Annotated in this window: 20 protein-coding genes; 9 read left to right on the forward strand and 11 right to left on the reverse strand. The window is 70.5% G+C overall.

All coding sequences use genetic code 11. The features are described from left to right. The 5 genes from HMPREF9719_RS01080 to hisD form a co-directional block, all read right to left on the reverse strand. Positions 1 to 1,308: MFS transporter (locus HMPREF9719_RS01080; RefSeq protein ID WP_004600108.1), on the reverse strand; the 1,308-nt coding region annotated here is incomplete at its 3' end. A gap of 9 nt (positions 1,309 to 1,317) precedes the next feature. Then, positions 1,318 to 1,536: a hypothetical protein gene (locus HMPREF9719_RS01085; protein WP_004600109.1), complete on the reverse strand. Its 219-nt coding sequence runs from the start codon at positions 1,534 to 1,536 to the stop codon at positions 1,318 to 1,320. A gap of 3 nt (positions 1,537 to 1,539) precedes the next feature. Next, positions 1,540 to 2,139: an imidazoleglycerol-phosphate dehydratase HisB gene (hisB, locus tag HMPREF9719_RS01090; RefSeq protein ID WP_004600110.1), complete on the reverse strand. Its 600-nt coding sequence runs from the start codon at positions 2,137 to 2,139 to the stop codon at positions 1,540 to 1,542. Between the two features lie 88 nt (positions 2,140 to 2,227). Continuing rightward, positions 2,228 to 3,346 carry a histidinol-phosphate transaminase gene (locus HMPREF9719_RS01095; protein ID WP_004600111.1) on the reverse strand — a complete coding sequence of 373 codons (1,119 nt, stop codon included), beginning with the start codon at positions 3,344 to 3,346 and terminating at the stop codon, positions 2,228 to 2,230. After that, complete coding sequence (gene hisD, locus HMPREF9719_RS01100; protein ID WP_004600112.1) at positions 3,346 to 4,683, reverse strand: histidinol dehydrogenase; 1,338 nt, start codon at positions 4,681 to 4,683, stop codon at positions 3,346 to 3,348. Before hisD ends, HMPREF9719_RS01095 begins: the two co-directional genes overlap by 1 nt. Before the next feature lie 200 nt (positions 4,684 to 4,883). On the opposite strand from hisD, the gene HMPREF9719_RS01105 reads away from it, so the two are divergent. Beyond that, positions 4,884 to 6,437: an SLC13 family permease gene (locus HMPREF9719_RS01105; RefSeq protein WP_004600113.1), complete on the forward strand. Its 1,554-nt coding sequence runs from the start codon at positions 4,884 to 4,886 to the stop codon at positions 6,435 to 6,437. Between the two features lie 744 nt (positions 6,438 to 7,181). After that, entirely contained in the window at positions 7,182 to 8,348 is a 1,167-nt protein-coding gene (locus HMPREF9719_RS01110) for a YbjN domain-containing protein (protein ID WP_004600114.1), read from the forward strand. On the opposite strand, the gene HMPREF9719_RS01115 is transcribed toward HMPREF9719_RS01110, so the two are convergent. Then, positions 8,345 to 8,935 carry a hypothetical protein gene (locus HMPREF9719_RS01115; RefSeq protein WP_004600115.1) on the reverse strand — a complete coding sequence of 197 codons (591 nt, stop codon included), beginning with the start codon at positions 8,933 to 8,935 and terminating at the stop codon, positions 8,345 to 8,347. The genes HMPREF9719_RS01110 and HMPREF9719_RS01115 overlap by 4 nt on opposite strands. 146 nt (positions 8,936 to 9,081) lie before the next feature. Between HMPREF9719_RS01115 and HMPREF9719_RS01120 the strand changes: the two genes are divergently transcribed. The 4 genes from HMPREF9719_RS01120 to HMPREF9719_RS01135 all read left to right on the forward strand — a co-directional run bounded on the left by HMPREF9719_RS01120 (position 9,082) and on the right by HMPREF9719_RS01135 (position 13,582). Then, entirely contained in the window at positions 9,082 to 9,630 is a 549-nt protein-coding gene (locus HMPREF9719_RS01120) for a TetR/AcrR family transcriptional regulator (protein WP_004600116.1), read from the forward strand. An 88-nt stretch (positions 9,631 to 9,718) separates the two neighbouring features. Next, a complete protein-coding gene (locus tag HMPREF9719_RS01125; protein WP_004600117.1) occupies positions 9,719 to 11,116 on the forward strand; it encodes a BRCT domain-containing protein in 1,398 nt (465 codons plus the stop codon). A 185-nt stretch (positions 11,117 to 11,301) separates the two neighbouring features. Beyond that, on the forward strand, positions 11,302 to 12,777 hold the full coding sequence (locus tag HMPREF9719_RS01130) for a sodium/glutamate symporter (protein ID WP_004600118.1): 1,476 nt from the start codon (positions 11,302 to 11,304) through the stop codon (positions 12,775 to 12,777). Further along, a complete protein-coding gene (locus HMPREF9719_RS01135; protein WP_081586415.1) occupies positions 12,773 to 13,582 on the forward strand; it encodes a putative hydro-lyase in 810 nt (269 codons plus the stop codon). Before HMPREF9719_RS01130 ends, HMPREF9719_RS01135 begins: the two co-directional genes overlap by 5 nt. A 128-nt stretch (positions 13,583 to 13,710) precedes the next feature. Here the strand turns inward: HMPREF9719_RS01135 and HMPREF9719_RS01140 are convergent, their stop codons facing one another. From HMPREF9719_RS01140 to dnaE, 5 genes are all read right to left on the reverse strand, one after another. Then, entirely contained in the window at positions 13,711 to 14,112 is a 402-nt protein-coding gene (locus tag HMPREF9719_RS01140) for an RNA-binding S4 domain-containing protein (protein WP_004600120.1), read from the reverse strand. A gap of 104 nt (positions 14,113 to 14,216) precedes the next feature. Beyond that, positions 14,217 to 14,453 (reverse strand): UbiA family prenyltransferase, encoded by a 237-nt coding sequence (locus HMPREF9719_RS01145; RefSeq protein WP_004600121.1) that lies wholly within the window; start codon positions 14,451 to 14,453, stop codon positions 14,217 to 14,219. Positions 14,454 to 14,460: 7 nt separating this feature from the next. After that, positions 14,461 to 15,132, reverse strand: coding sequence for an IMPACT family protein (locus tag HMPREF9719_RS01150; protein WP_004600122.1), 672 nt, complete (start codon positions 15,130 to 15,132; stop codon positions 14,461 to 14,463). 4 nt (positions 15,133 to 15,136) lie between these two features. Beyond that, positions 15,137 to 16,420, reverse strand: a complete 1,284-nt coding sequence (gene ilvA, locus HMPREF9719_RS01155) for a threonine ammonia-lyase IlvA (protein WP_004600123.1) — start codon at positions 16,418 to 16,420, stop codon at positions 15,137 to 15,139. A 30-nt stretch (positions 16,421 to 16,450) separates the two neighbouring features. After that, entirely contained in the window at positions 16,451 to 20,017 is a 3,567-nt protein-coding gene (dnaE, locus tag HMPREF9719_RS01160; protein ID WP_004600124.1) for a DNA polymerase III subunit alpha, read from the reverse strand. A gap of 129 nt (positions 20,018 to 20,146) precedes the next feature. Between dnaE and HMPREF9719_RS01165 the strand changes: the two genes are divergently transcribed. From HMPREF9719_RS01165 to HMPREF9719_RS01175, 3 genes are all read left to right on the forward strand, one after another. After that, positions 20,147 to 20,575, forward strand: a complete 429-nt coding sequence (locus HMPREF9719_RS01165; protein ID WP_004600125.1) for an NfeD family protein — start codon at positions 20,147 to 20,149, stop codon at positions 20,573 to 20,575. Positions 20,576 to 20,655: 80 nt separating this feature from the next. Further along, a complete protein-coding gene (locus HMPREF9719_RS09570; RefSeq protein WP_004600126.1) occupies positions 20,656 to 21,111 on the forward strand; it encodes a hypothetical protein in 456 nt (151 codons plus the stop codon). A 124-nt stretch (positions 21,112 to 21,235) separates the two neighbouring features. Beyond that, positions 21,236 to 22,486: an SPFH domain-containing protein gene (locus HMPREF9719_RS01175; protein WP_004600127.1), complete on the forward strand. Its 1,251-nt coding sequence runs from the start codon at positions 21,236 to 21,238 to the stop codon at positions 22,484 to 22,486. Positions 22,487 to 22,601 lie beyond the last annotated feature (115 nt).

A 22,601-nucleotide genomic window follows, 5' to 3' on the forward strand; every position in this document is an offset into this window, starting at 1 on the left:
CACGGCGCGCACCGCGCGGCGCGCGACCGGCACCTGGCGCAGCCTGGCACGGGTGTTGGCGTACTCGACGAGCCGGTGGCGCCCGGCGACCCGGTCGGCGACGGTCACGGCGAGCGCGCCCGCGAGCAGCACGCCCGCCGCGGCGAACGTGCCCGCGAAGCTCGAGGCGGCGGCAACGAAGCCGAGCAGGAAGGAGCCCACCCCGGTGCCGGAGTCGTAGGAGATGTTCCAGATCGCCGAGGCCTGCGAGGTGCGGCTGCGAGGCAGCCTGGCGAACATCGTTAAGAGCGCTTCGTTCTGCACGAAGCCGAAGGCCAGCCCGTAGCCGAAGACCGCGACGACGACGAGCCACAGGCTCGCATCGAAGGCGAAGGCCGCGCCGAGCGCGAGGAGCCCCGCCACGCCGATCGCGAGGCCGGGGATGAGCGTCGCACCCGCGGCGCCGCGCCGGTCGGCGATCATGCCGGCCGCGTAGCGCGAGACCATCCCGGCCGCGCCGATGAGCGAGAGCATGAGCCCGCCGGCGACCGCGCCGCCCGCGGCGTCGAGCTCGAGGACGGCGGCGGGCAGGAAGTTCGAGATCGTGCCGAAGGCCATCGCGACGACGAACATCGCGATCGCGGGCACGGTGACGAGCTTCCACGTCTCGGCGCGCGGCGCGAGCGGCCGGGCGGCGGCATCCTCGGGCTCGGGCTCGGCAGTACCGCGGCGCGTCGCGGGGATGAGGAGGCACACCACGGCGGCGACGACGCCGACGAGCGCGGCGATCCCGAAGACGGGCGCAAACCCCAGCCCGGACTCGGCGATCGCGAGCCCGGTGGGCAGGCAGATGAGCTGGCTGAGCCCGTGGAACACCCCGAGCGTGCCGGTGGCCTTGCCGAGCAGCCGGGCGGGCACGAGCTCCGCGATGACCGCGGAGGTGCCGACGGTGAGGATCCCGAAGCCGATGCCGCGCACCGCGGAGAAGCCCAGCACGGGCAGTGGGTCGAAGCCTAAGAGGTAGCCGAGCGCCGGCAGGCCCATGAGCAGCGCCGCGACCGCCATGGAGGGCGCGTAGTCGAAGCGGGCGGTGATCCTCGGGGTGACGATCTGGGTGGCGACGGTGGTGGCCATGAACACGCCGGTCGTCGCGCCCGCGAGGGACTCGCCGCCCCCGTCGGCGAGCACCGCGAGCGGCAGCACGGGAAGCAGGATGGTCCACGCGCCGAACGCGGTCGCCGCGGCGACGACGGCGGGCGCGTAGCCGGGGCTGCGCCAGATGGACGGGAGGTTGTCGATCTCCTCGCGGCTGAGTCCCTGGCGCAGCATCAAATCCTCTTATCCCCCTCCGAACGCGATGCCCAGCGCGGCGGCGCCGGCCGCGGCCGCGAGCACCCCCAACACGATCGTCGCTCCCCTGGCGCGCGCCTGGTAGGCGCCCCACGTCGCGCCGACGAGCAGGCCGGCGGCCAGGAAGAGCACGAGCTGCACGATAACACCGCCGCCGGCGTCCCCGCCGGCGGCCTCGCTCGACGCGAGCGCGACCCAGCCAGCCACGAGCTAGAGCGCCCCCTTCGTCGAGGGCACCCCGTGGATCCGGGGGTCGGGGGCGCACGCGGCGCGCAGCGCGCGGGCCACGGCCTTGAACTCCGCCTCGGTGATGTGGTGGGGGTCGCGCCCGGAGTGGCACACGACATGCAGCGTGGCGCGCGCGTGGGTGGCGAGCGACTCGAAGAAGTGCCGGTTAATGACGGTGGCGTAGTGCCCGCCGATGACCTGGTGGACCATGTGCTCAGGCTCGCCGCGCATGACGAAGTACGGCCGGCCGGAGAGGTCGACGATCGCCTCGACGAGCGCCTCGTCCATGGGCAGCTGCTGGGAGCCGAAGCGGGCGATGCCGCGCTTGTCGCCGAGCGCCTCGTCGATGGCCCGGCCAAGAACGATGGCGGTGTCCTCGACGGTGTGGTGCGCGTCGACCTCGATGTCGCCCCTCGCACGCACGGTGAGGTCGAAGGCGCCGTGCACCCCGAAGGCGGTGAGCATGTGGTTAAAGAACGGCAGCCCGGTGTCGATGGACACCTCGCCGCCGCCGTCGAGGTCGATCGTCACGGTGATGTCGGACTCGCTGGTCCGGCGGGTGATCGTGGCGCTGCGGCCCATGGTCGCCCTCCTTCTAGCCGTCGGTGTTGTCGTCGAATACTGCCATTAATTTCACGCGCCTGGCGCCCGCGCGCCCGCCTCGAGGCGCCTAGGCGCCCCGTCGCGCGGCAACGTGGCGGGCGGCGTCGAGGAGAGCGTCGTTGTCCTCCGGGGTCCCGATCGTGGCGCGCAGGTAGCCGCGCTGCCCGACGTCACGGATGAGCACACCGCGGTCGAGGAACGCCTGCCACGCGGCGTGCGAGTCGCTAAACCGCCCGAAGAACACGAAGTTCGCCTCGCTGTCGGCGACCTCGAAGCCGAGCCCGGCGAGCCCGTCCGCGACGCGGGCCCTCTCCTTCTTCAGGGTCGCGACGGTGGCCAGCGTCTCGTCGGCGTGGCGCAGCGCGACGAGCGCGGCGGCCTGCCCGAGCGTGGAGAGGTGATACGGCAGGCGCACGAGCTGCAGCGCGTCGACGACGGCGGGCGCGGCGACGAGGTAGCCGAGCCGCCCGCCGGCGAAGTCGAAGGCCTTCGACATCGTCCGCGACACGACGAGCCGGTTCGGGTAGCGGTCGACGAGGCCGATCGCGGAGGGCTGGTCGGAGAACTCCATGTAGGCCTCGTCGACGACGACGAGCCCCTTAACCTGCCGGGCGAGCTCCTCGATGAGTTCTAGCGGCGTGACGTCGCCGGTGGGGTTGTTCGGGCTCGTGACGAACACGACGTCGGGGTCGATCTCCCGCACCGCGGCGAGCGCGCCTGCCGGGTCGATACGGAAGTCCGAGCCGCGCTCCCGGGAGACGAACTCGGTGTGGGTGCCCTGGCAGAGGATGGGGTGCATGGAGTAACTGGGCGTGAAGCCCAGCGCGGTGCGCCCCGGCCCGCCGAAGGCCTGGAGCAGCTGGTGGAGCACCTCGTTGGAGCCGTTGGCCGCCCACAGGTTCGCGGTCGACACCTCGACGCCCACCTGGCCGGAGACGTAGGCGGCGAGCCGCTCGCGCAGCTCGACCGCCCCGCGGTCCGGGTAGCGGTTGAGCCCGGCGGCCGCGGCGCGCACCTCGGCGACGAGCTCCTCGACGAGCGCCTCGGAGGGCGGGTACGGGTTCTCGTTGGTGTTGAGGCGCACCGGCGCGTCGATCTGCGGGGCGCCGTAGGGGCTAGCACCCGCGAGCTCCTCGCGCAGCGGCAGGTCGGCGAGGCTCGCCGCCTCGCCCGGGATGGCGGACACTAGCTCTCGTCCTCCTCGTCGTCGGTGAGCCGGGCGGCGACCGCCTCGGCGTGGGCGGGCAGGTCCTCGGCCTCCGCGAGCGCGGCGATCGCGCCCGCCACCCCGGCGAGGCCCTGCTTGGAGTAGGTCACGACGTTGACGGGGCGCAGGAACGTGTGCGTCGAGAGCCCCGGGTTAAACCTGGCGGTCCCCGAGGTGGGCAGCACGTGGTTGGAGCCGGCGGCGTAGTCGCCGAGCGGCACCGGAGAGTAGGGCCCGACGAAGATCGCGCCGGCGTGGCGGATGCGCGCCGCGACAGACTCGGCGTCGGCGGTGTGGATCTCGAGGTGCTCGGCGGCGTAGGCGTCGGCCACAGCCACGCCCTGCTCGAGGCCCTCGACGAGGATGGTCGCGGACTGCTGCCCGCCGAGGGCCTCGGCGACCCGCTCGGCGTGGCGGGTCGCCGCGGCGCGCGCCGCGAGCTCCCCGTCGACCGCGTCGGCGAGGGCCTCGGAGTCGGTGATGAGCACGCTCGCGGCCATGGGGTCGTGCTCGGCCTGGCTGAGCAGGTCGGCGGCGACGAACCGCGGGTCGGCGGTCTCATCGGCGAGAATGGCGATCTCGGTGGGGCCGGCCTCCGCGTCCGTGCCCACGACGCCGCGCACGAGGCGCTTCGCCGCCGCGACGAAGATATTCCCCGGGCCGGTGACGAGGTCCGCGGCCTCGAGGGACTGCGACTCGTCGCCGTAGGCGAGCAGGCCCACGGCCTGCGCGCCGCCCACGGCCCACACCTCGTCGACGCCGAGCAGCCGGCACGCCGCGAGCGTCGTGGGGTGCGGCCAGCCGCCGTGCTCGCGCTGCGGGGGGCTCGCCACGACGACGGAGCCCACCCCGGCGGCCTGGGCGGGGATGACGTTCATGAGCACCGAGGAGGGGTAGACAGCCTTCCCGCCGGGCACGTAGAGGCCGACGCGCTCGACGGGCACGAACCGCTCGGTGACGCGCTGCCCCGCGGCGAGCTCGACGGTCGACTCGCTTGGGCGCTGCGCCTCGTGGACGGCGCGGATCTGGCCGGCCGCGGCCTCGAGCGCGCGGCGCACCTCGCTATCGAGGCCCTGGAGCGCGCGCTCGAGGACCTCCTCGGGGACGCGCACCGACTCGGGGCGCACCCCGTCGAAGCGCTCCCCGTGGTCGAGGGCCGCGGCCGCGCCGCGCGCGCGGACGTCGGCGAGGATCGGCTCGACCTTCGGGATCGTCGAGTCGACGTCCACCCCGCCGCGCGGCACGAGGCCCCGCAGCGCCGCCGGGGACAGCTCCCGGCCGCGCAGGTCGATCCTCGCGAGCTTCGGTGCACCCATCGCGCCTGACACCCGTCCCCTCAAACACTCGGTTGCCTGTGCCCCGCCGGCGCCCCGCGCGCATGCGCGGGGAGGGTGCCGGCGGATTGTTCCCCTAACCGTAGCACCGGGCGCGGCGCGACCCGACCCTCGGATCGGGGCCCGGGTAACCGCCCCAACCAACCGCGACGTCGTTGACGCGGGCCACATATAGTGCAGCTATGAGTAGCACTGCACCCGCCGGCGGCCGCGGCCACAACGCCCCGCGCGACGCCGCGACATCCCGCCCCGCCGGCGGGCCCGCCCCGGACGTCGCCGGCGCCGGCCCGCGCAACCGCGGCCCCGTCCTCACCGGGCTGCTGCTCGCGCTCGGGCCGGCGCTGTTTTGCCTCGTGTACTTCGTCCCCGGGCTCACCGGCCTCGACGACGCGCCGCGCGCGGTGCTCGCCACGACCGCGTGGGTCGCCTCGTGGTGGGTGACCGAGGCGATCCCCATCCCCGCGACCTCGCTCATCCCTCTGTTCCTGCTGCCGATCTCCGGGGGCACGGACCAGGCCACCGCCGCCGGCGCGTACGCGAACCCCACCGTGTTCATGTACATGGGCGGGTTCATCATCGCCGTCGCGATCCAGCGCTGGGGCCTCCACCAGCGCATCGCCATGACCGCGATCCGGCTCGTCGGCACGAAGGGCAACCGCATAACGCTCGGCATCATCCTCGCCACCGCGGTGATGTCGATGTGGATCTCCAACGCGGCCACCGCGCTGATGATGCTGCCCATCGGCCTGGCGATCGTCAAGGAGCTCAAGAACCAGGACGTCTACGGCGAAGAGGAGCTGCGCACCCTCGCGAAGGGCATGCTGCTGTCCATCGCGTACGCAGCGTCCATCGGCGGCCTCGCCACGCTCATCGGCTCGGTGCCCAACGCGGTGTTCGCCGCGCAGGCCGGGATCCTCTTCGGCGAGGACGTCAGCTTCGCGCAGTGGTTCGTCTTCGCCGCGCCACTCACCATCGTGCTGCTCGCCGCGCTTTACGGGATCATGTGCCTGCAAAACCGCAAGGTCGCCTTCCGCGCGGAGCTGCCCAAGGACTTCATCAACGAACAGCTGCGCGCCCTCGGGCCGATGTCCTACGAGGAGAAGGTCGTCGGCGCCGTCTTCTTCGTCGTCGGCGCGCTGTGGCTCAGCTCCGGCTTCCTGCCCGACGCCGTGCCGCTCACCGACGCGTCCATCTCGATCATGGGCGCGGTCGCGATGTTCGTCGTGCCGGCCAAGGCGCGCCGCGGCGGGATCCTCGTGTGGGAGGACATGACTAAGCTGCCCTGGGGCGTGCTCGTCCTCTTCGGCGGCGGGCTCTCCCTCGCGGCCGCGTTCGAGGACTCCGGGCTCACGCCCTGGTTCGGTGAGCGCCTAAGCGAGCTCTCCGCGCTGCCGTTCGCGCTCATGATCGTCGTGCTCGGCGCGGTCGTGCTGCTGATGACGGAGATCCTCTCCAACACGGCGGTGGCCAACATGCTCATCCCCATCAGCGCCTCCCTCGCGCTGGGCATCGGCGCCGACCCCTACGCGATCATGATCCTCGTGGCGCTGACCACCTCGTGCGCATTCATGCTGCCCATCGCCACCCCGCCCAACGCCGCGGTCTTCAGCTCCCCCTACGTGACCATGTCGGACATGATGCGCGCCGGCGCGTGGCTCAACGTCGCCGCACTCGCCGTCATCGCCGTCGCGGTGTTCTTCTGGCAGCCCGTCGTCCTGCCAGGGCCCGCCGCGTAGCTGAGATCTATCGACAGCGCGTCTGAGACACTCCCCTTTCCAACGAGGCTATTCTCATTCAATCCGATAGTAAATTTAGCAAACTGTCGAGACAATATCGCACTATCGACAACTCCAACATGCTCACAGCGGGAGCATGCATCACCGTCCTAGCATTCATACTAACGCTCTTCGGACAACGTCCAGCCGCTATTCTATTTATACTTGGCGCAGCTGCAGATCTGACCGTTGTATTTTGTATGCAAAAAGGGGGCGATTATTACCACGATAAATACGGGGCCGCCAACCGATGGCTAGACACCATCTTTGTCTGGATAGCCGCTACCACCATTGCATTTTTCGACAATTGGGGCGGATTAGTATTATTCATACTTCCCGTATGCGATCTTATAAGATCAAAATCTGAAAATATGTGATTATTTTGAATCTAGGAAGTTATTGTAAGCCACCATGGCACGATGCAAACAATCAGAAAATAAGGTGGTTTAAATAATACAATGCGCTCAAATTTTTATATTATTTCCCATATCTGCATCGCATCTTTCTTAGCGAGTAGAGCTGCTTAATTCTGCCTGCACAGCACCGTTCATCCCTGATCCGCCCCTCCGTACGCCATACCAGCCACTCTGACCACAACCCGGCCCCGGGGCCGCGGGTGTTGCACTAGCCTGGGTGACCAACTCGCCGCCCGCGAGGCGGCGATGCGGACCATCCCCGGAGCGCCGAACGATGGGAGGCTAGCTCGTGGCACGCGATCAGAGACACCAGCCGGCACCGGTCACCCTGCCGAGGGTGGCGGGCATGCTCGAGGCGATGGGCTACGCGTTCTACCGCCTCCCCGAGCGCCTGCTCATCCCCTGGCGCGGGCATACCCTCATCATCTACATCGCCCGGCCCGCGGGCGTCGCGCGGTGCTTAAGCTTCCTCGTGAGCCTTAGGGAGCGCTGGGAGCGGGAGTCCTCCCCCGCGCTCGCGGACGTGCTGCGCGCCTGGAACCACGAGCGCCTCGGCCCGGCCTTGAGCTTCCGGCTCGCCTCGGACGGCAGGCTCGTCGTCCACGGCCGGCTCGCCGCGCCCGTCGACCAGGGGCTCACCGACCCGCAGTTGCGCGACATCGTCGAGACGGCGATCTCCGCGGGGCAGCTCGCCGCCTCGGAGGTGCCCGCCTCGCTCCCGCCTGTCGCGCCCACCGGCGACGTCGAGGGCGACTCGGCGACCCTGCTCGGCTACGAGGCGCAGGCCCTCGCGCTGCCGCTCGACGACCTCGTCGCGGAGGACGCTACGGGCCCCGCCCCCAGCCCCGAGGCGGGCCCTCCGCGCCACGCCGCGGACGAGCGGCGCGTGCTCGGGGAGCTCGACGACTTCCCCGAGCTCGACGCGCTCGCCGACCGCCTCGAGTCGGAGAACCGCGCCAAGGCGCCGCGCGCCGGGGAGGCGGGCGCGAGCCCCATCGAGGAGGCGCCCGGCAGCGGCGCGCCGCGCGCGGTGAGCGTGCCGAGGCTCGCGTCCTCGCTCGGCGACCTGTCGGTCACGCAGCTGCCCGGCAGCGGGGACATCGTGCTCGCGTGGATCAACGGGATCCTCGTGAGCATCTACGTCGACAACGGGCCGAGCCTGCTCATCAAGGCCCACTGGGACCCCTCGCCTGAGCGGGAGCTCAGCGCGCTGCGCGGGGAGCTCGTGTGCAACGACTGGACGCTGCGCTCGGGCCTGGTGAAGGCCTACTGCCTGCCGGCGGGCTCGTCGGTGAAGGTGCGCGCCGAGTACACGGTGCCCGTCGACGGGGGCCGCACCGACCAGCAGCTCGCGCTCGACGCGGCGACCGGCATCAACCAGGTGCTCGTCTGCCTCGACGAGGTGAGCCGCCAGGCGTGCGGGGTCTCCGCGGTGAACTGGCCGGGCGCGAACTAGGCCGCCGTCGGCCCCGCGGCGCCGACGGCGGCGTCCTCCTCGTCGCCCGTGCCGGGGCCGAAGGCGGCGAGCAGCCAGTAGGTGAGCGTCGCGACGAAGCCCGAGAACAGGTAGACCGCCACGCCGATGCGCACGGGCAGCGCGACGGTGAGCTCCTCGCCGGGCGCGGCGGATGCGGGGTCCGCGCCGCCGTGGACGAGCTGCCCGACGAGCGTGCCGGCCGAGGCCGCGACGACCGCCCCCGCGATCGCGACGACCGCGACCCACAGCAGCATCCCCCAGCCGCGGCGCCGGCGCCACAGGCTAAACGCGGCGATCGCGAGCGCCACCGCGCCCGCCGCGACGAGCCCGACGAACCACAGCCAGCGGCCGAACTGCGCGCCGTCCGCGCCCTCGAGGCGCACGAGCCCCTCGCCCGCGGCGGTGGCGTGCGCGGTGGGGATGAACAGCCCCCACGCCGCGCCGAGCAGCGCGAAGCCGATCAGCCCGATGGCGAGCAGGCCCGCGCCGTCGCCGAGTGCCGCGGCGCGGCCGCCTTGTCGGCCCGCGGCGATCTGATTGGCGGGCCCCGTGGTGCGCTCGGTCATGGGCCCGAAGCCTACTCCCCCGCCTTCATCCCGCCCGGCGCTAGGCTGGGGCGCGCGAACCGGCCCCGGCGCCACCGACCCGGGGCCCGCGCCCGGCGACTTAAAGCCCCGGGCGCCACACACGTTTCTGCAGGGAAAGGAGCGTCGTGGCCCTCGACCGCGGCCGCATCGTCGACGAGGCGATGGGCATCCTCGACGAGTTCGGGCTCGGCGACGTCTCCATGCGGCGCATCGCCCGCGGCCTGGGCGTGCAGCCCGGCGCGCTCTACTGGCACTTCGAGACGAAGCAGGAGCTCATCGCGGCTCTCGCGGGCCGGATCGTCGAGCCCGTCCTCGCGGCCGCGCCGTGGCCGGACGCCGGCGAGTTGGCCCGGGCGCTGCGCCGGGCGGTGCTCGCGCACCGCGACGGCTCGGAGGTCCTCACCGCGGGCATGGCGCTGCCCGGGCTGTACGCGCGCCTGCTCTCCGCGGCGCGCGACGCGGTCGGCGGGGATGTGGCGGAGCCGGCGCGCTCGGCGGGGGCCGCGGCGCTGCTCCACGTCGTCGTCGGCGCGGTCGCGAGGGAGCAGGCGGGCGCGCAGCTCGACGCGGCGACCGGGCAGAGCGCGCCCGAGCGCCCGGACCCGGCCGCCGAGTTCGAGGACTCGCTGCGCGTGGTGCTCGCCGGGATCGGGGCGAGCGCCCGGCGCGGCTAGCGCCGCCTCCCCGATACCATGGCGGCCACACGCCGCGCCGCTGATGCGGGCGCGGGCCGCGAGCGAGTGTCGAAGGGGAGTCATGGCGATGGTGCAGGCAAGCGGGGCTAGGGTCGTCGTCGAGCCGGGCCGGGTGCGCGTCGCGCACGGCGCGCTGGCGGCGGCGCTCAGCGGCGAGTCGGAGCGCGTCATCGACCTCTCGGGCGTCGCCTCGGTGGAGATTAAGAAGCCCGGCCCCAGGATGGGCGGCGCGGTCGTTCTCGCCGGGGAGGGGTCGAGTGAGGAGATCCCCGTCGCGCCGAACGAACAGGCCGCCGCCGAGGAGATCGCCGACGCGGTGAGGGCGGCGCTGCGCGGCGAGGAGCCCGCCGCGGCGCAGGCCGTGCCGGGGCTCGACGCGCTCGCCGCCGCGCCCGGCTTCGCCGACGACGACCCGGGGCGGCTCGATCGGGTCGCGCTCGTGCCCGTCGAGTCCGGCCGCCCCGGCGAGCCCGTCGAGATCGACGTCCCCGCCGGCGACCCGGAGGGGATTCACGCCGCGCTCGCGCGGCTCGAGGAGGAGCTCGGCGGCGGGCTGCTCGTCGCGCACGACGCTCAGCGCCTCGTCGCGGGCATCGCCCGCGCCGCCGACGAGGCCGCCGGGGCCGACGACTCAGGAAACGAGGAGCCCGCCTCGCCGGCGTTTTTCTTCGGCTGCACCCGGGCGCTCGCCCGGCGCGTCAGCCCCGGGCTCGAGGACTACCGGCTCGGCGCCGTTAACGGGGAGCTCGCCGCCGCGGACGGGGAGCCCTCCTCGGCGACCGAGCGCGCCGCGGCGGTCGCGGGCGTGCTCGCCGCGCCGCGCGAGCGCGGCGAGGCGTCCTCCCCCGCCGCGGAGGTGTTCTTCGCCGCCGGCCTCACCCTCGGCATGGCCGCCGGGGCCGCGGCGCTGCCCGTGCAGCGCGACCGGGAGGGCGCGGGCATCAATACCCAGCGCGAGCTCCTGAGCTCCGGGGAGGCGCCCTCGGCCGCGGCGATCAGGTGGGTCAACGACGCGCTGCTCAACCAGGCCGAGGATTCCGAGCGCCGCCGGCGCGGCGCAGACGGCGGCGGCGACGCGGCCGGAAAGAAGCCCCGCGGCGGCGGGAAGGGCGGGCGCGGCGGCGGCCGCGCCCCCTGGCAGGGGGTCGCTACCCCGAAGGACCCGCCGAAGCCCAACGAGGACGCCGACGAGTCCGGCGCGCTTTACGGCGAGCACGTCACCCTCACCGGCGACTTCGAGCCCTTCGACAAGGGCCGCCTGTGGGAGGGCATCGCCGAGCGCGGCGGGGTCGTCGGCAAGAACGTCACGAAGAAGACGACGATCCTCGTCATCGGGGCGTGGCGCTCGACGACGTCGAAGCAGAAGCGCGCCGAGGAGCTCATCGACAAGGGCCAGGACATCGCCCTGTGGCCCGCGAAGCGCCTCTACTCGGAGCTGGGCCTCGACGAGGAGCCGCCCTTCTAGGCCCGCTCCTCCCCGGACCGTGTCACCCCGCCGGCGCGCGGACATGCGTCTCTCCTTACGCTCCGCCCAGCCCGCCCCACGCCCGCGGCCAGGTGTTATCCTCTTAACACTTAACAATGCGGGTGGTGGGGCTTAACCGCGCTGCCGCCCGGGTGGTTTCGTATCACAAGGAGACACAAAAGAACATGAGTCCGCAGGCCATCGGCTTCGCCATCGTCCTGCTCGCGACAGTGATGCTCGTGGGCAAGTACCTCCGGGTGAGGGTGCCGCTCATCCAACGCCTCCTCCTGCCCAGCTCGATCGTCGCGGGCTTCGTCGCGCTGCTGGCCGGGCCCGAGGTCCTCGGCCGCATCGGCGAGGCCACCGGCATCGACTGGCTCGCCGACGGCGGCGTGTTCAGCGAGGACATCGTCTCCGTGTGGAAGACCCTGCCCGGGCTGCTCATCTCCGTGGTGTTCGCCACCCTCTTCCTCGGCGCGCCGCTGCCGAAGATCGGCCGCGTGGTGAAGATGGCCGGCCCGCAGCTCTCCATCGGCGCGGCCTACGGCTCCGGCCAGTACGTCGTCGGCCTGCTCGCCGGGGTGCTCATCCTCGCGCCGCTCTTCCACCTCGAGCCGTTCATCGGCGGGCTGCTCGAGGTGTCCTTCGAGGGCGGGCACGGCACCGCCGCGGGCATGGCGCCCGCCTTCGAGGAGATGGGCTACGGGGAGCTCGGCGACCTCTCGCTCGCGCTCGCGACCGTCGGCCTCGTCTCCGGCATCGTCATCGGCGTCGCCGTCATCAACTGGGGCGTGCGCACCGGCCGCACCGAGGTGCTCGACAAGATCGAGGACCAGTCCCCCGCCGAGCTGCAGGGCCTCTACTCCGACAACGAGACCGTCTACGCCGGCAAGATGACCTCCCGGCCCAGCTCCATCGAGCCGCTCACCCTCCACGTCGCGATCATCGGCCTGGCCATCATCATCGGCTGGCTCATCCTCCAGGGCCTCGTGCTCCTCGAGGACTGGCTGTGGGGCCAGCCCGACTCCGTGTGGGGCGGCGACGAGGGCGTCACGCTGCTCGGCTACGTGCCGCTCTTCCCGCTGGCCATGCTCGGCGGCGTCATCATCCAGTTCTTCCTCGACCGCACCGGCCGCTCCCAGCTCGTCGACGCGCAGCTCATGCAGCGCATCCAGGGCCTCGCGCTCGACATCCTCATCGTCGCGGCGCTCGCCACGATCTCGCTGCAGGTCATCGCGGACTACTGGCAGGCCTTCGTCGTGCTCTCCATCGTCGGCATCATCTTCTGCACGGTCATGCTCGTCTACTTCACCCCACGGGTCATCCCGAAGTTCTGGCTCGAGCGCGGCATCGCCGACTTCGGCCAGTCCATGGGCGTGACCGCCACCGGCCTGGCGCTGCTCAAGGTCGCCGACCCCGACGACCAGTCCCCCGCCCTCGAGGCCTTCGGCTACAAGCAGCTCTTCTTCGAGCCCATCTTCGGCGGCGGGCTCATCACCGCCATCGCCATCCCCGCAATGGTCGCCGCCGGCAACGTGTGGGTCGTCTTCATCCCCATGCTCATCCTCTTTATCGTCGCCCTCGGCGCGGGCATGTACTACCGGCGCGGCGTCGCGAGCGGCAAGTTCACCGACCCCATCGTCGAGGAGGCCAAGGATTAACTCCCTCCCTGCAACCGAGCGCGCCCGGCGGGCGGAACTCTCCCCCGCCGCGGCGCGCCGCGCGTTTCGCGACGGGTACCGAGGCCACACCGCCGGCTGGTGCGCCGGCTTCGCGCAGGCCAACCTCGTCGCCGTGCCCCGATCCATCGCCTTCGACCTGCTGCTGCTCGCGCAGCGCAACCCCAAGCCCTGCCCGGTGCTGGGCGTGCTCGACGCCGGGGAGACCGCAGGGCCTCTGCTGCCCGGCGGGGACGTGCGAACGGATCTGCCCGCCTACCGCGTCTACGAAAAGGGCCGGCTCGTCGCCGAGCCCACCGACGCGCGCGAGTGCTGGCGAGACGACCTCGTGTCCTTCCTCATCGGCTGCTCGTTCACCTTCGAGGCTCCCCTCGAGCGCGCCGGCATCCCGCTCGCCCACGTCGAGCAGGATCGCACCGTGCCGATGTACCGCACCAGCCGCAGGCTTGAGCCGGCGGGGAGCCTCGGCGGGCCGCTGGTCGTCTCGATGAGGCCGATCCCCGCGGATCGCGTCGCGGACGCGGTGCGCATCAGTGCGCGCTACCCCGCCGTGCACGGCGCGCCCGTCCACGTCGGCGACCCGGCCGCACTCGGGATCGGGGACCTGGCGGAGCCCGACTTCGGCGAGCCCGTCGACATCCCAGATGGCACGATCCCGGTGTTCTGGGCGTGCGGCGTCACCCCGCAGGCCGCGGTCATGGAGTCCGCCCCGGAGCTCGCGATCTGCCACGCGCCAGGCAACATGCTCATCACCGACCTGCGCGACGAGGAGCTTCTCGCGCCGTAGGCCCGGCCGCGGCCCCGCCTCCGGCGGGGAGCCGCCGCTGAAGGGGCGGTGGACGCGGGGAGGAGCGGGCGCCCCGGCGGGGCATTGTTCCCGGTGTTTAGCGCTCCCCTCCCCTTCCCGGGGCGCCGTTACTCGCGACCCTTGAGGCGGTTGATCTCGCGGCGCTCCCGGGCGGTGGGCTTGCCCGCGCCCCGGTCGCGCTTGGGCAGCTGCACGTAGCTATCGAGCCCCCGCTCCCGCGGGGTTAAGTCGACGTAGCAGACGCGGGCGACCTTCGGGCCCACCCGCTTCGAGACCGTCGCCATGACCTCGAGCTCCACGTGCCGGTTCTGACCCCACAGCGTGATGCGCTGCCCGGGCACGACGTGCTGGGAGGCCTTGGCGGTCTTGTCGCCGACCTTGACGTGGCCGGCCTTGCACGCCTGCGTCGCCTCCGAGCGGCGCTTGAAGAACCGCGTGGCCCACAGCCACGAGTCGACCCGCACCGGCAGGCCGCCGGGCTCCGTGGGGGACTGCTCCGCCTTCGCCATCGAGCGACACCTCCTCAAACCGGCCGGGATCGTGGGCGCGCCCGCCGCCGGCCCCGGCGGGCGCGGGGTGAAAGGAAAGGCCCTAGGCCTCAGGGGCGCTTCGGCTAGCGCCGCTCGTCGTCGCGGTGGTTGATGATCGAGCGGACTTTAAGCGCCGAGTAGCCGCCGCCCACGACCGCGACGATGAGGCCCAAGAGGAGGAACGTCCAGTTCGCGATGATGCCCAGCGCGATGCCGGCAACCAGCCCGACGCCCACGAAGACGAGCGCGTTGCGCGAGTGGCGGCGCACCTCCAGCTTGCGGGACTCGATGGGGTTCACCGGGAGGTTGTCTTTAGCCATGCGCCCATCATAGGGCGCGCTCGGACCAGCGGGCGCCGACGGCCCGGGGCTCGGCCTCGCCCTTCGTCAGCGCCGCGATCAGGCCCGCGAGCTCCTCGCCGCCGCCGGGCTCGGTGGTGAGGGTCAGCGTCGCGACGCGGCCGTAAGACACGTCGGCGACGTCCACGCCGCGGGCGCGCAGCTCCGCCTCGACGCGTCCGGCGGCCGCGTGGTCGAGGCCGAGCTCGTAGGCCTCCCGCGGCTCGCGGCGCGCCCGGGGCACCTCGGGCAACAGGTCGCCGACCGAGTTGGAGTAGGCGTGCACGAGACCGCCCGCGCCGAGCTTCACGCCCCCGAAGTAGCGCACGACGACCGCCGCGACGTCGAGGAGGCCTGAGCCCTGGAGCTGCTCGAGCATGGGGCGCCCCGCCGTGCCGGAGGGTTCCCCGTCGTCGGAGGAGCGCTCCACCGGCTGGGCGGCGTCGACGTGCACCCGGTAGGCGCTGCAGTGGTGGGTGGCGTCCGGGTAGGCGGCGCGCACCTCGTCGACGAAGGCGCGGGCCTCCTCGGGGGTCTCGGCGCGGCCGATGAGGCAGATGAAGCGCGAGCGTTTGATCTCCGTCTCGCCCACGGTCGTCGGCCCCGGGCGGGGCCGCTCGTAGGGCTCCCCTAGGGCGGGGGCGTTCTCGTCGGCGGGCATCCGGCTAGATCAAGTACTCGTAGACGCTCGAGCCGGGGCGGAGGTACTCGCACTGCGGGCCGGTGTTCTCGATGCGCTCGAAGAGCTGCTCGAGGTCCGCGGCGTCGCCGAGCTCGATGCCGACGAGCGCGGTGCCGATGTCGCGGTTGTTGCGCTTGAGGTACTCGAAGCGGGTGATGTCGTCGTTGGGGCCTAGCACGTCGATGAGGAAGTGGCGCAGCTGGCCGGGCTCCTGCGGGAAGTTGACGAGGAAGTAGTGCTTTAAGCCCCGGTGCACGAGGGAGCGCTCCATGATCTCGCTGTAGCGCAGCACGTCGTTGTTGCCCCCGGAGACGACGCACACGACCGTCTCGCCGGGCCTGGGCCGAAGCTCCTTGAGCCCCGCGACGGACAGCGCGCCGGCGGGCTCGGCGATGATGCCCTCGTTTTGGTAGAGGCCGAGCAGCTCCGTGCAGGTCGCGCCCTCGGAGACGGTCATCGCATGGATGCGGGAGAGGTTCTTCTCGATGATGCGGTAGGTGACGTCCCCGATGCGGCGCACGGCCGCGCCGTCGATGAACGGGTCGAGCTCGTCGAGCGTGACGGGCCCGCCCGCGTCGAGCGCCGCGGTGAGCGAGGGCGCGCCCTCGGGCTCGGCGCCGACGACCGCGGTGCGCGGCGCGAGCTCCGCGACGTAGCTCGTGATCCCGGAGATGAGCCCGCCGCCGCCGACGGGCACGACGATCGTGTCGAGCGAGCGGCCCTGCGAGGCGAGCTGGGAGAGCACCTCGGCGGCGACGCTGCCCTGCCCGGCAATGGTCTCCTTCGCGTCGAAGGGTTCCACCACGGTCGCGCCGCGCTCCTCGGCATCGGCGCGGGCGGCGGCGGCCGCCTCGTCGAAGGTGTCGCCGGTGACGACGAGCTCGACGGCGTCGCCGCCGTGCACGCGGATGCGGCTGCGCTTCTGCAGGGGCGTCTTCGTCGGCACGAAGATCCGGCCCTGGATGCCCAGCGACTTGCACGCGTATGCCACGCCCTGGGCGTGGTTGCCCGCGGAAGCGGCGACGATGCCGGCCTCGCGGGCCTCGTCGGAGAGCTGGCTGATCGCGTTGTAGGCGCCGCGGATCTTGTACGAGCGCACGTCCTGGAGGTCCTCCCGCTTGAGGAAGACCTCCGCGCCCGTCTCCTCGGAGAGCCGCGGGCAGTACTGCAGCGGGGTCGGCGCGATCACCCCGGAGATGCGGGCCTGGGCCTGCTGGATGTCTGCGGCGTGGACCACGGGTTCTGTCTCGCGGGAGGAGGTGCTCATGGCGCCACAGTCTACCGACCGGCCCGGCGCCTACCCGAGGATGCCCGCCCCCAGCTCCGCCTTGAGGTCGCCCATGAGCTCCGCGGAGCGATCGACGCGCAGGTGCTCGCCGAGCACCATGAGCCGCGACTCGTCGCCGTGCACGAGGTTCAAGTACACGTCCGACTCCCCGCCGTTGGCCTGCAGCACCGATTTCAGTTTGTGGAGCGCCTCGACGGTGCACTGCTCGGTGCGCAGCGTGAGGCGAAGCGGCAGGCCGCTGCTGCCCGCCACCCCAAGATCGGGGACCTTTAAGTCGTCGCAGAAGAGGCTCGTGCGGTCGTCGCGGATGGAGACGTGCGCCTTGGCCAAGATGATGTTGTCCTCCACGATCTGGGAGCTCACCAGGGCATACAGCTTCGCGAAGACGAGGATCTCGGCCTGGGCGCCGTTGTGGTCCTCTAGGGTGACGATCGCCCAGGGCGAGCCGTCCTTCTTCGAGAAGCGCCGGTCGACGTTCGAGATGATCCCGCCGATGGTGACCTCCTGGTTGTGGCGCACCTCCCCCGACAGGATCGTGGTGAGCGCCGTGTCGGTCTGCGCGGCGAGCGCGTCCTCGTAGCCGTCCAGCGGGTGGCCCGAGACGTAGAGGCCGAGCATCTCGCGCTCGACGGCGAGCTGGTGCTTTCTGTCCCACTCCTCGTCGGGTACGTCGATGGCGAACGCGTCGGAGGCGGACTGGCCGTCCTCTCCCCCGCCGAGCGCGGCGAAGAGGTCGAATTGGCCCTTGTCGGCGGCCTTCTTCGTCGCGGTGACCGCGTCGACGGCGTCCTCGTGGATGAGCGCGAGCCCGCGGCGCGGGTGGCCGAGGGAATCGAAGGCGCCGGCCTTGATGAGCGACTCGGTGACGCGCTTGTTGCACGGCGCGAGCTCGATCTTGTCGAGGTAGTCGCTAAACGAGGTGAACTCGCCCTTCTCCTCGCGGGTCTTGATGATCGAGGCGACGACGTCGGAGCCGACGTTGCGGATCGCGCCGAGCCCGAAGCGGATGTCCTCGCCGACGGCGCGGAAGTCCGCGCTCGAGGCGTTGACGTCCGGGGAGAGCACCTTGATGCCCAGGTGGCGGCAGTCGGCGAGGTAGATCGCGGACTTGTCCTTCTTGTCCGCCACGGAGGACAACAGCGCCGCCATGTACTCGGCGGTGTAGTTCGCTTTTAGGTAGGCGGTCCAGTAGCTCACCAGCCCGTAGCCCGCGGCGTGGGACTTGTTGAACGCGTAGGAGGCGAACGGCTCGATCGTGCCCCACAGCGCGTCGATGGCCTCCTGGGAGTAGCCGTTCTCGGTCATGCCGCCGGCGAACTTCTCGTACTGCTTGGCGAGCACCTCGGGCTTCTTCTTGCCCATCGCCTTGCGGAAGTTGTCGGCCTCGCCGGCGGTGTAGTTCGCCACCTTCTGAGAGATCCTCATGATCTGCTCCTGGTAGACGATAAGGCCGTAGGTCTCGGCGAGGATGTCTTTGAGCGGCTCCTCGAGCTCCGGGTGGATCGGAGTGATGGGCTTGCGCCCGTTCTTGCGGTCCGCGTAGTCCCAGTGGGCGTTCACCCCCATCGGGCCGGGCCGGTAGAGCGCGAGCGAGGCGACGATGTCGTTGAAGCCGGTGGGCTTCATGCGCTTGAGCAGCTCCTGCATGCCGCCGCCGTCGAGCTGGAACACGCCCAGCGTGTCGCCGCGGCCGAGCAGGTCGAAGACCTTCGGGTCGTCGGTGGTGAGGTTCTCTAAGTCGATGTCCTCGCCGCGGTTGGCGCGGATGTTCTCCAGGGCGTCGCCGATGACGGTGAGGTTGCGTAAGCCCAGGAAGTCCATCTTCAGCAGGCCGATGGCCTCGCAGGCGGGGTAGTCCCAGCCGGTGATGATCGCCCCGTCGGCGGCGCGCTTCCACATGGGGATGTGGTCGAGCAGCGGCACCGAGGCCATGATCACCGCGCAGGCGTGCACGCCCGCCTGGCGCACCACGCCCTCGAGCCCGCGGGCCGTCTCGTAGATGGCGTTGACGTCCGGGTCTTGCTCGATGAGCGCGCGCACCTCGCCGGCCTCGTTGTAGCGCTCGTGCTCCGGGTCCATGATGCCGCTTAGCGGGATGTCCTTGGCCTGCACCGGCGGCGGCAAAACCTTGGTGATCTTGTCGGCGAGCTGGTAGCCGGGCTGGCCGAACTGGACGCGCGCGGAGTCCTTGATCGCCTGCTTCGTCTTCACCGTGCCGAACGTGATGACCTGCGCGATCTTGTCCTCGCCCCAGCGCTCCGCGGCGTAGCGGATCATCTCGCCGCGGCGCCGATCGTCGAAGTCGATATCGATATCCGGCGCGGACGGCCGCTCGGGGTTCAAGAACCTCTCGAAGATAAGCCCGTGCTCCATCGGGTCGAGGTTCGTGATCGTGAGCGCGTAGGCCACGAGCGAGCCCGCGGCCGAGCCACGCCCCGGCCCGACGCGGATGCCGACGCTGCGGGCGTGCTTGATGAGCTCGGCGACGATAAGGAAGTAGGACGGGTAGCCCTTCATGTCGATGACGTCGATCTCGTGCTTCGCGCGCTCGACGTACTCCGCCGGCACCTGCCGGTCCGGGAAGCGGTCCTTCAGCCCCGCCATGACCTCGTGGGTGAGCCACGAGGTGGGGCTCTCGCCCTCGGGGACCTCGGCGATCGGCATGCGGTCGTGGGGGTGCTCCTCCCACAGCTCCGAGTAGTCGCCCACCCGCTCCGCGATCCACAGCGTGTTGTCGCAGCCGTCCGGCACGATGTCGTCCCACAGGTCGCGCATCTGCTCGGCGGACTTGATGTAGTAGCCCGTGCCGCCGAACTTGAAGCGGTCCGGGTCGTGCAGCGTCTTGCCCGTCTGCACGCACAGCATCGCCTCGTGGGCCTTCGCCTGCGACTCGAGGACGTAGTGGCAGTCGTTCGTCACCAGCGGCGGAAGCTGCAACCTGCGGCCGATCTCCAAGAGGTCGTCGCGCACCCGGTTCTCGATGTCGAGCCCGTGGTCCATGAGCTCGAGGAAGAAGTTGTCCTTGCCATAGATGTCCTGCCACATCGCCGCGGCCTCCAAGGCCTCGTCGAACTGGCCGAGCCGAAGCCTCGTCTGCACATCCCCCGACGGGCAGCCGGTCGTGGCGATGATGCCCTCGGCGTGCTCGGAGATGAGGTCCGCGTCCATGCGCGACCACTTGCCCAGCTGCCCCTCGTAGGACGCCATCGACGACAAGTAGAAGAGGTTGCGCAGCCCGGTGGCGTTCTCCGCGATCATCGTCTGATGCAGGTACGCGCCCGAGCCGGAGACGTCGTCGCGCTTCTGATGCGGCTCACCCCAGCGCACCCGCTTCTTGTTGAAGCGCGAGTCCGGCGCCATGTACGTCTCGATCCCAATGATCGGCTTGATGCCCGCCCCGGTCATCGTGCGGTAGAAGGCGTCCGAGCCGAACATGTTGCCGTGGTCGGTCATCCCGACTGCCGGCATGCCCTGCCGGGCGACCTCCTCGGCGAGCATGTCCACCTTCGCCATCCCGTCGAGCATCGAGAACTCGGTGTGGTTGTGCAGGTGGACAAAAGAGGAGTTCTTCGCCATGGCGGCCAAGTCTAACCCCACACCCCGCCCACAGCCGAGCCCCCGAATCACCCCCGAAGGACCGGCGACTACTCGAGCGAAGCGCAACCGTTGGCCCAGACGAGAGCCACTTCACTAGGGTTAGGCACCGTGGGAATCGTCGTCTGGCTGATCGCGGCCGCCCTGCTCGCCGCCCTAGAGCTCGCCGCGGGCGAGTTCACCTTCCTCATGCTCGGCGCCGCGGCCCTCGCCGGGGCGGGGATCACCGCCGCCGGCGGGCCCCTCTGGCTGCAGGTCGCGGCCTTCGGCGTCACGGCACTCGGCCTCATCGTCTTCCTGCGCCCCTACCTCAAGCGCAAGCTCACCCAGCCGCCCGCCATCGAGACCGGCACCCAGGCGCTCGTCGGGAAGCTCGCAACGGTCGAGGAGGAGGCCGGATCTAGCGCCGGTCTCATCCGCCTCGACGGCGAGCTGTGGTCGGCGCGCACCGTCGACCCGGACATCGCCTACGAGCCGGGATCTAGGGTGCGGGTCCTGCGCTTCGAGGGCCCCACCGCCATCGTTTGGAAGGAGACCTAACACCCGCTCTCCTAGAGCGGGCACACCCCAAGAACACCCCAACACCAGTATCTGCATTTAACTAAGGAGGCAAAGCCAGCATGACAGCACACCTCTACCCCATCGAAATCGATTCCGATAACGAAACAATCACCAATCTTCCACCTGAGCTCAACACAGGAATTTCGCGCATTTCTGAAGAAATTGCAAAATTCCGCCGAGCAGAGCTTCTCAACAACCCGAACGTCGAAATACTTACCGCATTCGATCTAACTCAAACCACATACAGGCTTACTGCAGCTATCGCCCTAATGTATAAGTACACATACAACCACGGAGAGTATGGCGATCTCGTCCAGCGAACCATAATCCAGCTCATCGACGAGCTAGGATTTGCCCATGTTGCCCACTGGGAACTAACCGAGCCTGTACATGGCCAGCCAAACCCGTCCATCGACTTCGACGCCTTCAATATAAATATCTCCAACAAGTATTTCGAGGATGAGTTTTGGGATTTCAAGAATAAGCACGGGTATAACGCGTTCATCTATGAGTAAACTCAAATAACCCAACCAAAACCAACGGACACCATCTCAATCCACCACCCCGCACATAAAATCGACTCTCCTAACAAACTGTACACTGCTCGAAACGTCGAGCATTATTAACTTGGAGATTGGAATGTCAATTACTACCGCGATCATCGCGGTCGTCGTCCTCATTTTCGTCGCGACGGTCGTGTTCTCCACGATCAAGATGATCTCCCAGGGCGAGGCCGCCGTCATCGAGCGGCTCGGCCGCTACACGCGCACCGTCTCCGGCGGGATCACGGTGCTCGTGCCGTTCATCGACCGCATCCGCGAGCGCGTCGACATCCGCGAGCGGGTCGTGTCCTTCCCGCCGCAGGCCGTCATCACGCAGGACAACCTCACCGTCGACATCGACATCGTCGTCACCTTCCAGATCAACGACCCGGCCAAGGCGATCTACGGCGTCGACGACTACCTCGTCGGCGTCGAGCAGATCTCCGTGGCGACGCTGCGCGACGTCGTCGGCGGCATGACGCTCGAGGAGACGCTCACCTCGAGAGACGTCATCAACCGCCGGCTGCGTGGGGAGCTCGACCAGGCGACGACGAAGTGGGGGCTGCGCATCAGCCGAGTGGAGCTCAAGGCGATCGACCCGCCGCCCTCGGTGCAGCAGTCCATGGAGATGCAGATGAAGGCCGACCGCGAGAAGCGCGCCATGATCTTGAACTCCGAGGGCCGCCGCGAGAGCGAGATCAAGACCGCCGAGGGCGAGAAGCAGGCCCGCATCCTCGCCGCCGAGGGCGAGAAGCACGCCGCGATCCTCGCCGCGGAGGCCGAGCGCCAGGCGGAGATTCTCCGCGCCGAGGGCCGCCGGGCCGCGACGTACCTCGAGGCCCAGGGCCAGGCCCGCGCGGTGCGCAAGCTCAACGCCTCGATCAAGGCCTCGAAGGTCACCCCGGAGGTGTTGGCCTACCGCTACCTCGATCAGCTCCCGAAGATGGCCGAGGGCCAGGCCTCGACGATGTGGCTCATCCCCTCCCAGTTCGGCGACGCGCTCGAGCGCTTCAGCAAGGCGATGGCCAAGCCGGATGAGGACGGGGTGTTTCGCTACGAGCCGGAGGACGTCGACGAGGACACCGCCCGCGAGGCGGAGTCCGGCGACCCGAGCGGCTGGTTCGACACCGAGACCGACCCGGAGATCGCCAAGGCCGTTGCCGCGGCGACCGCGGTCGCGAACCGCTCGGTCGACGAGCAGCCCGCCCCGACGACGATCCCCACCGGCGCCTCCCCCGCCGCCGGGGCCGCCGATGACAAGCCCGAGGCCGACTCCGGCGACGAGGACGCCGCGGGCTCCCCGGCCGCCGCGCCCGCGCGCCGCGAGGAGGAACCCCAGGAGGGCTAGCCTTCAGCGCCCGCAACACCGAAAAGCCCGCGCCCCGACCGGATCGTCCGGTCGGGCGCGGGCCTTGCTGCGGGTGGCCGGGCCGCGGGGCCGCGCGGCCTTCTGCCTAGGGGAT

This window comes from Corynebacterium otitidis ATCC 51513, assembly GCF_000296405.1.
GTDB lineage: Bacteria > Actinomycetota > Actinomycetes > Mycobacteriales > Mycobacteriaceae > Corynebacterium > Corynebacterium otitidis.

Coding starts and splice junctions, on each gene's coding strand:
- hisD (WP_004600112.1), bottom strand. CDS start 4,683: ATGGGTGCACCGAAGCTCGCGAGGATCGACCTGCGCGGCCGGGAGCTG.
- dnaE (WP_004600124.1), bottom strand. CDS start 20,017: ATGGCGAAGAACTCCTCTTTTGTCCACCTGCACAACCACACCGAGTTC.
- HMPREF9719_RS09570 (WP_004600126.1), top strand. CDS start 20,656: ATGACAGCACACCTCTACCCCATCGAAATCGATTCCGATAACGAAACA.
- HMPREF9719_RS01150 (WP_004600122.1), bottom strand. CDS start 15,132: ATGCCCGCCGACGAGAACGCCCCCGCCCTAGGGGAGCCCTACGAGCGG.
- HMPREF9719_RS01105 (WP_004600113.1), top strand. CDS start 4,884: ATGAGTAGCACTGCACCCGCCGGCGGCCGCGGCCACAACGCCCCGCGC.
- HMPREF9719_RS01145 (WP_004600121.1), bottom strand. CDS start 14,453: ATGGCTAAAGACAACCTCCCGGTGAACCCCATCGAGTCCCGCAAGCTG.
- HMPREF9719_RS01125 (WP_004600117.1), top strand. CDS start 9,719: ATGGTGCAGGCAAGCGGGGCTAGGGTCGTCGTCGAGCCGGGCCGGGTG.
- HMPREF9719_RS01175 (WP_004600127.1), top strand. CDS start 21,236: ATGTCAATTACTACCGCGATCATCGCGGTCGTCGTCCTCATTTTCGTC.
- HMPREF9719_RS01140 (WP_004600120.1), bottom strand. CDS start 14,112: ATGGCGAAGGCGGAGCAGTCCCCCACGGAGCCCGGCGGCCTGCCGGTG.
- HMPREF9719_RS01130 (WP_004600118.1), top strand. CDS start 11,302: ATGAGTCCGCAGGCCATCGGCTTCGCCATCGTCCTGCTCGCGACAGTG.
- HMPREF9719_RS01115 (WP_004600115.1), bottom strand. CDS start 8,935: ATGACCGAGCGCACCACGGGGCCCGCCAATCAGATCGCCGCGGGCCGA.
- hisB (WP_004600110.1), bottom strand. CDS start 2,139: ATGGGCCGCAGCGCCACGATCACCCGCCGGACCAGCGAGTCCGACATC.
- ilvA (WP_004600123.1), bottom strand. CDS start 16,420: ATGAGCACCTCCTCCCGCGAGACAGAACCCGTGGTCCACGCCGCAGAC.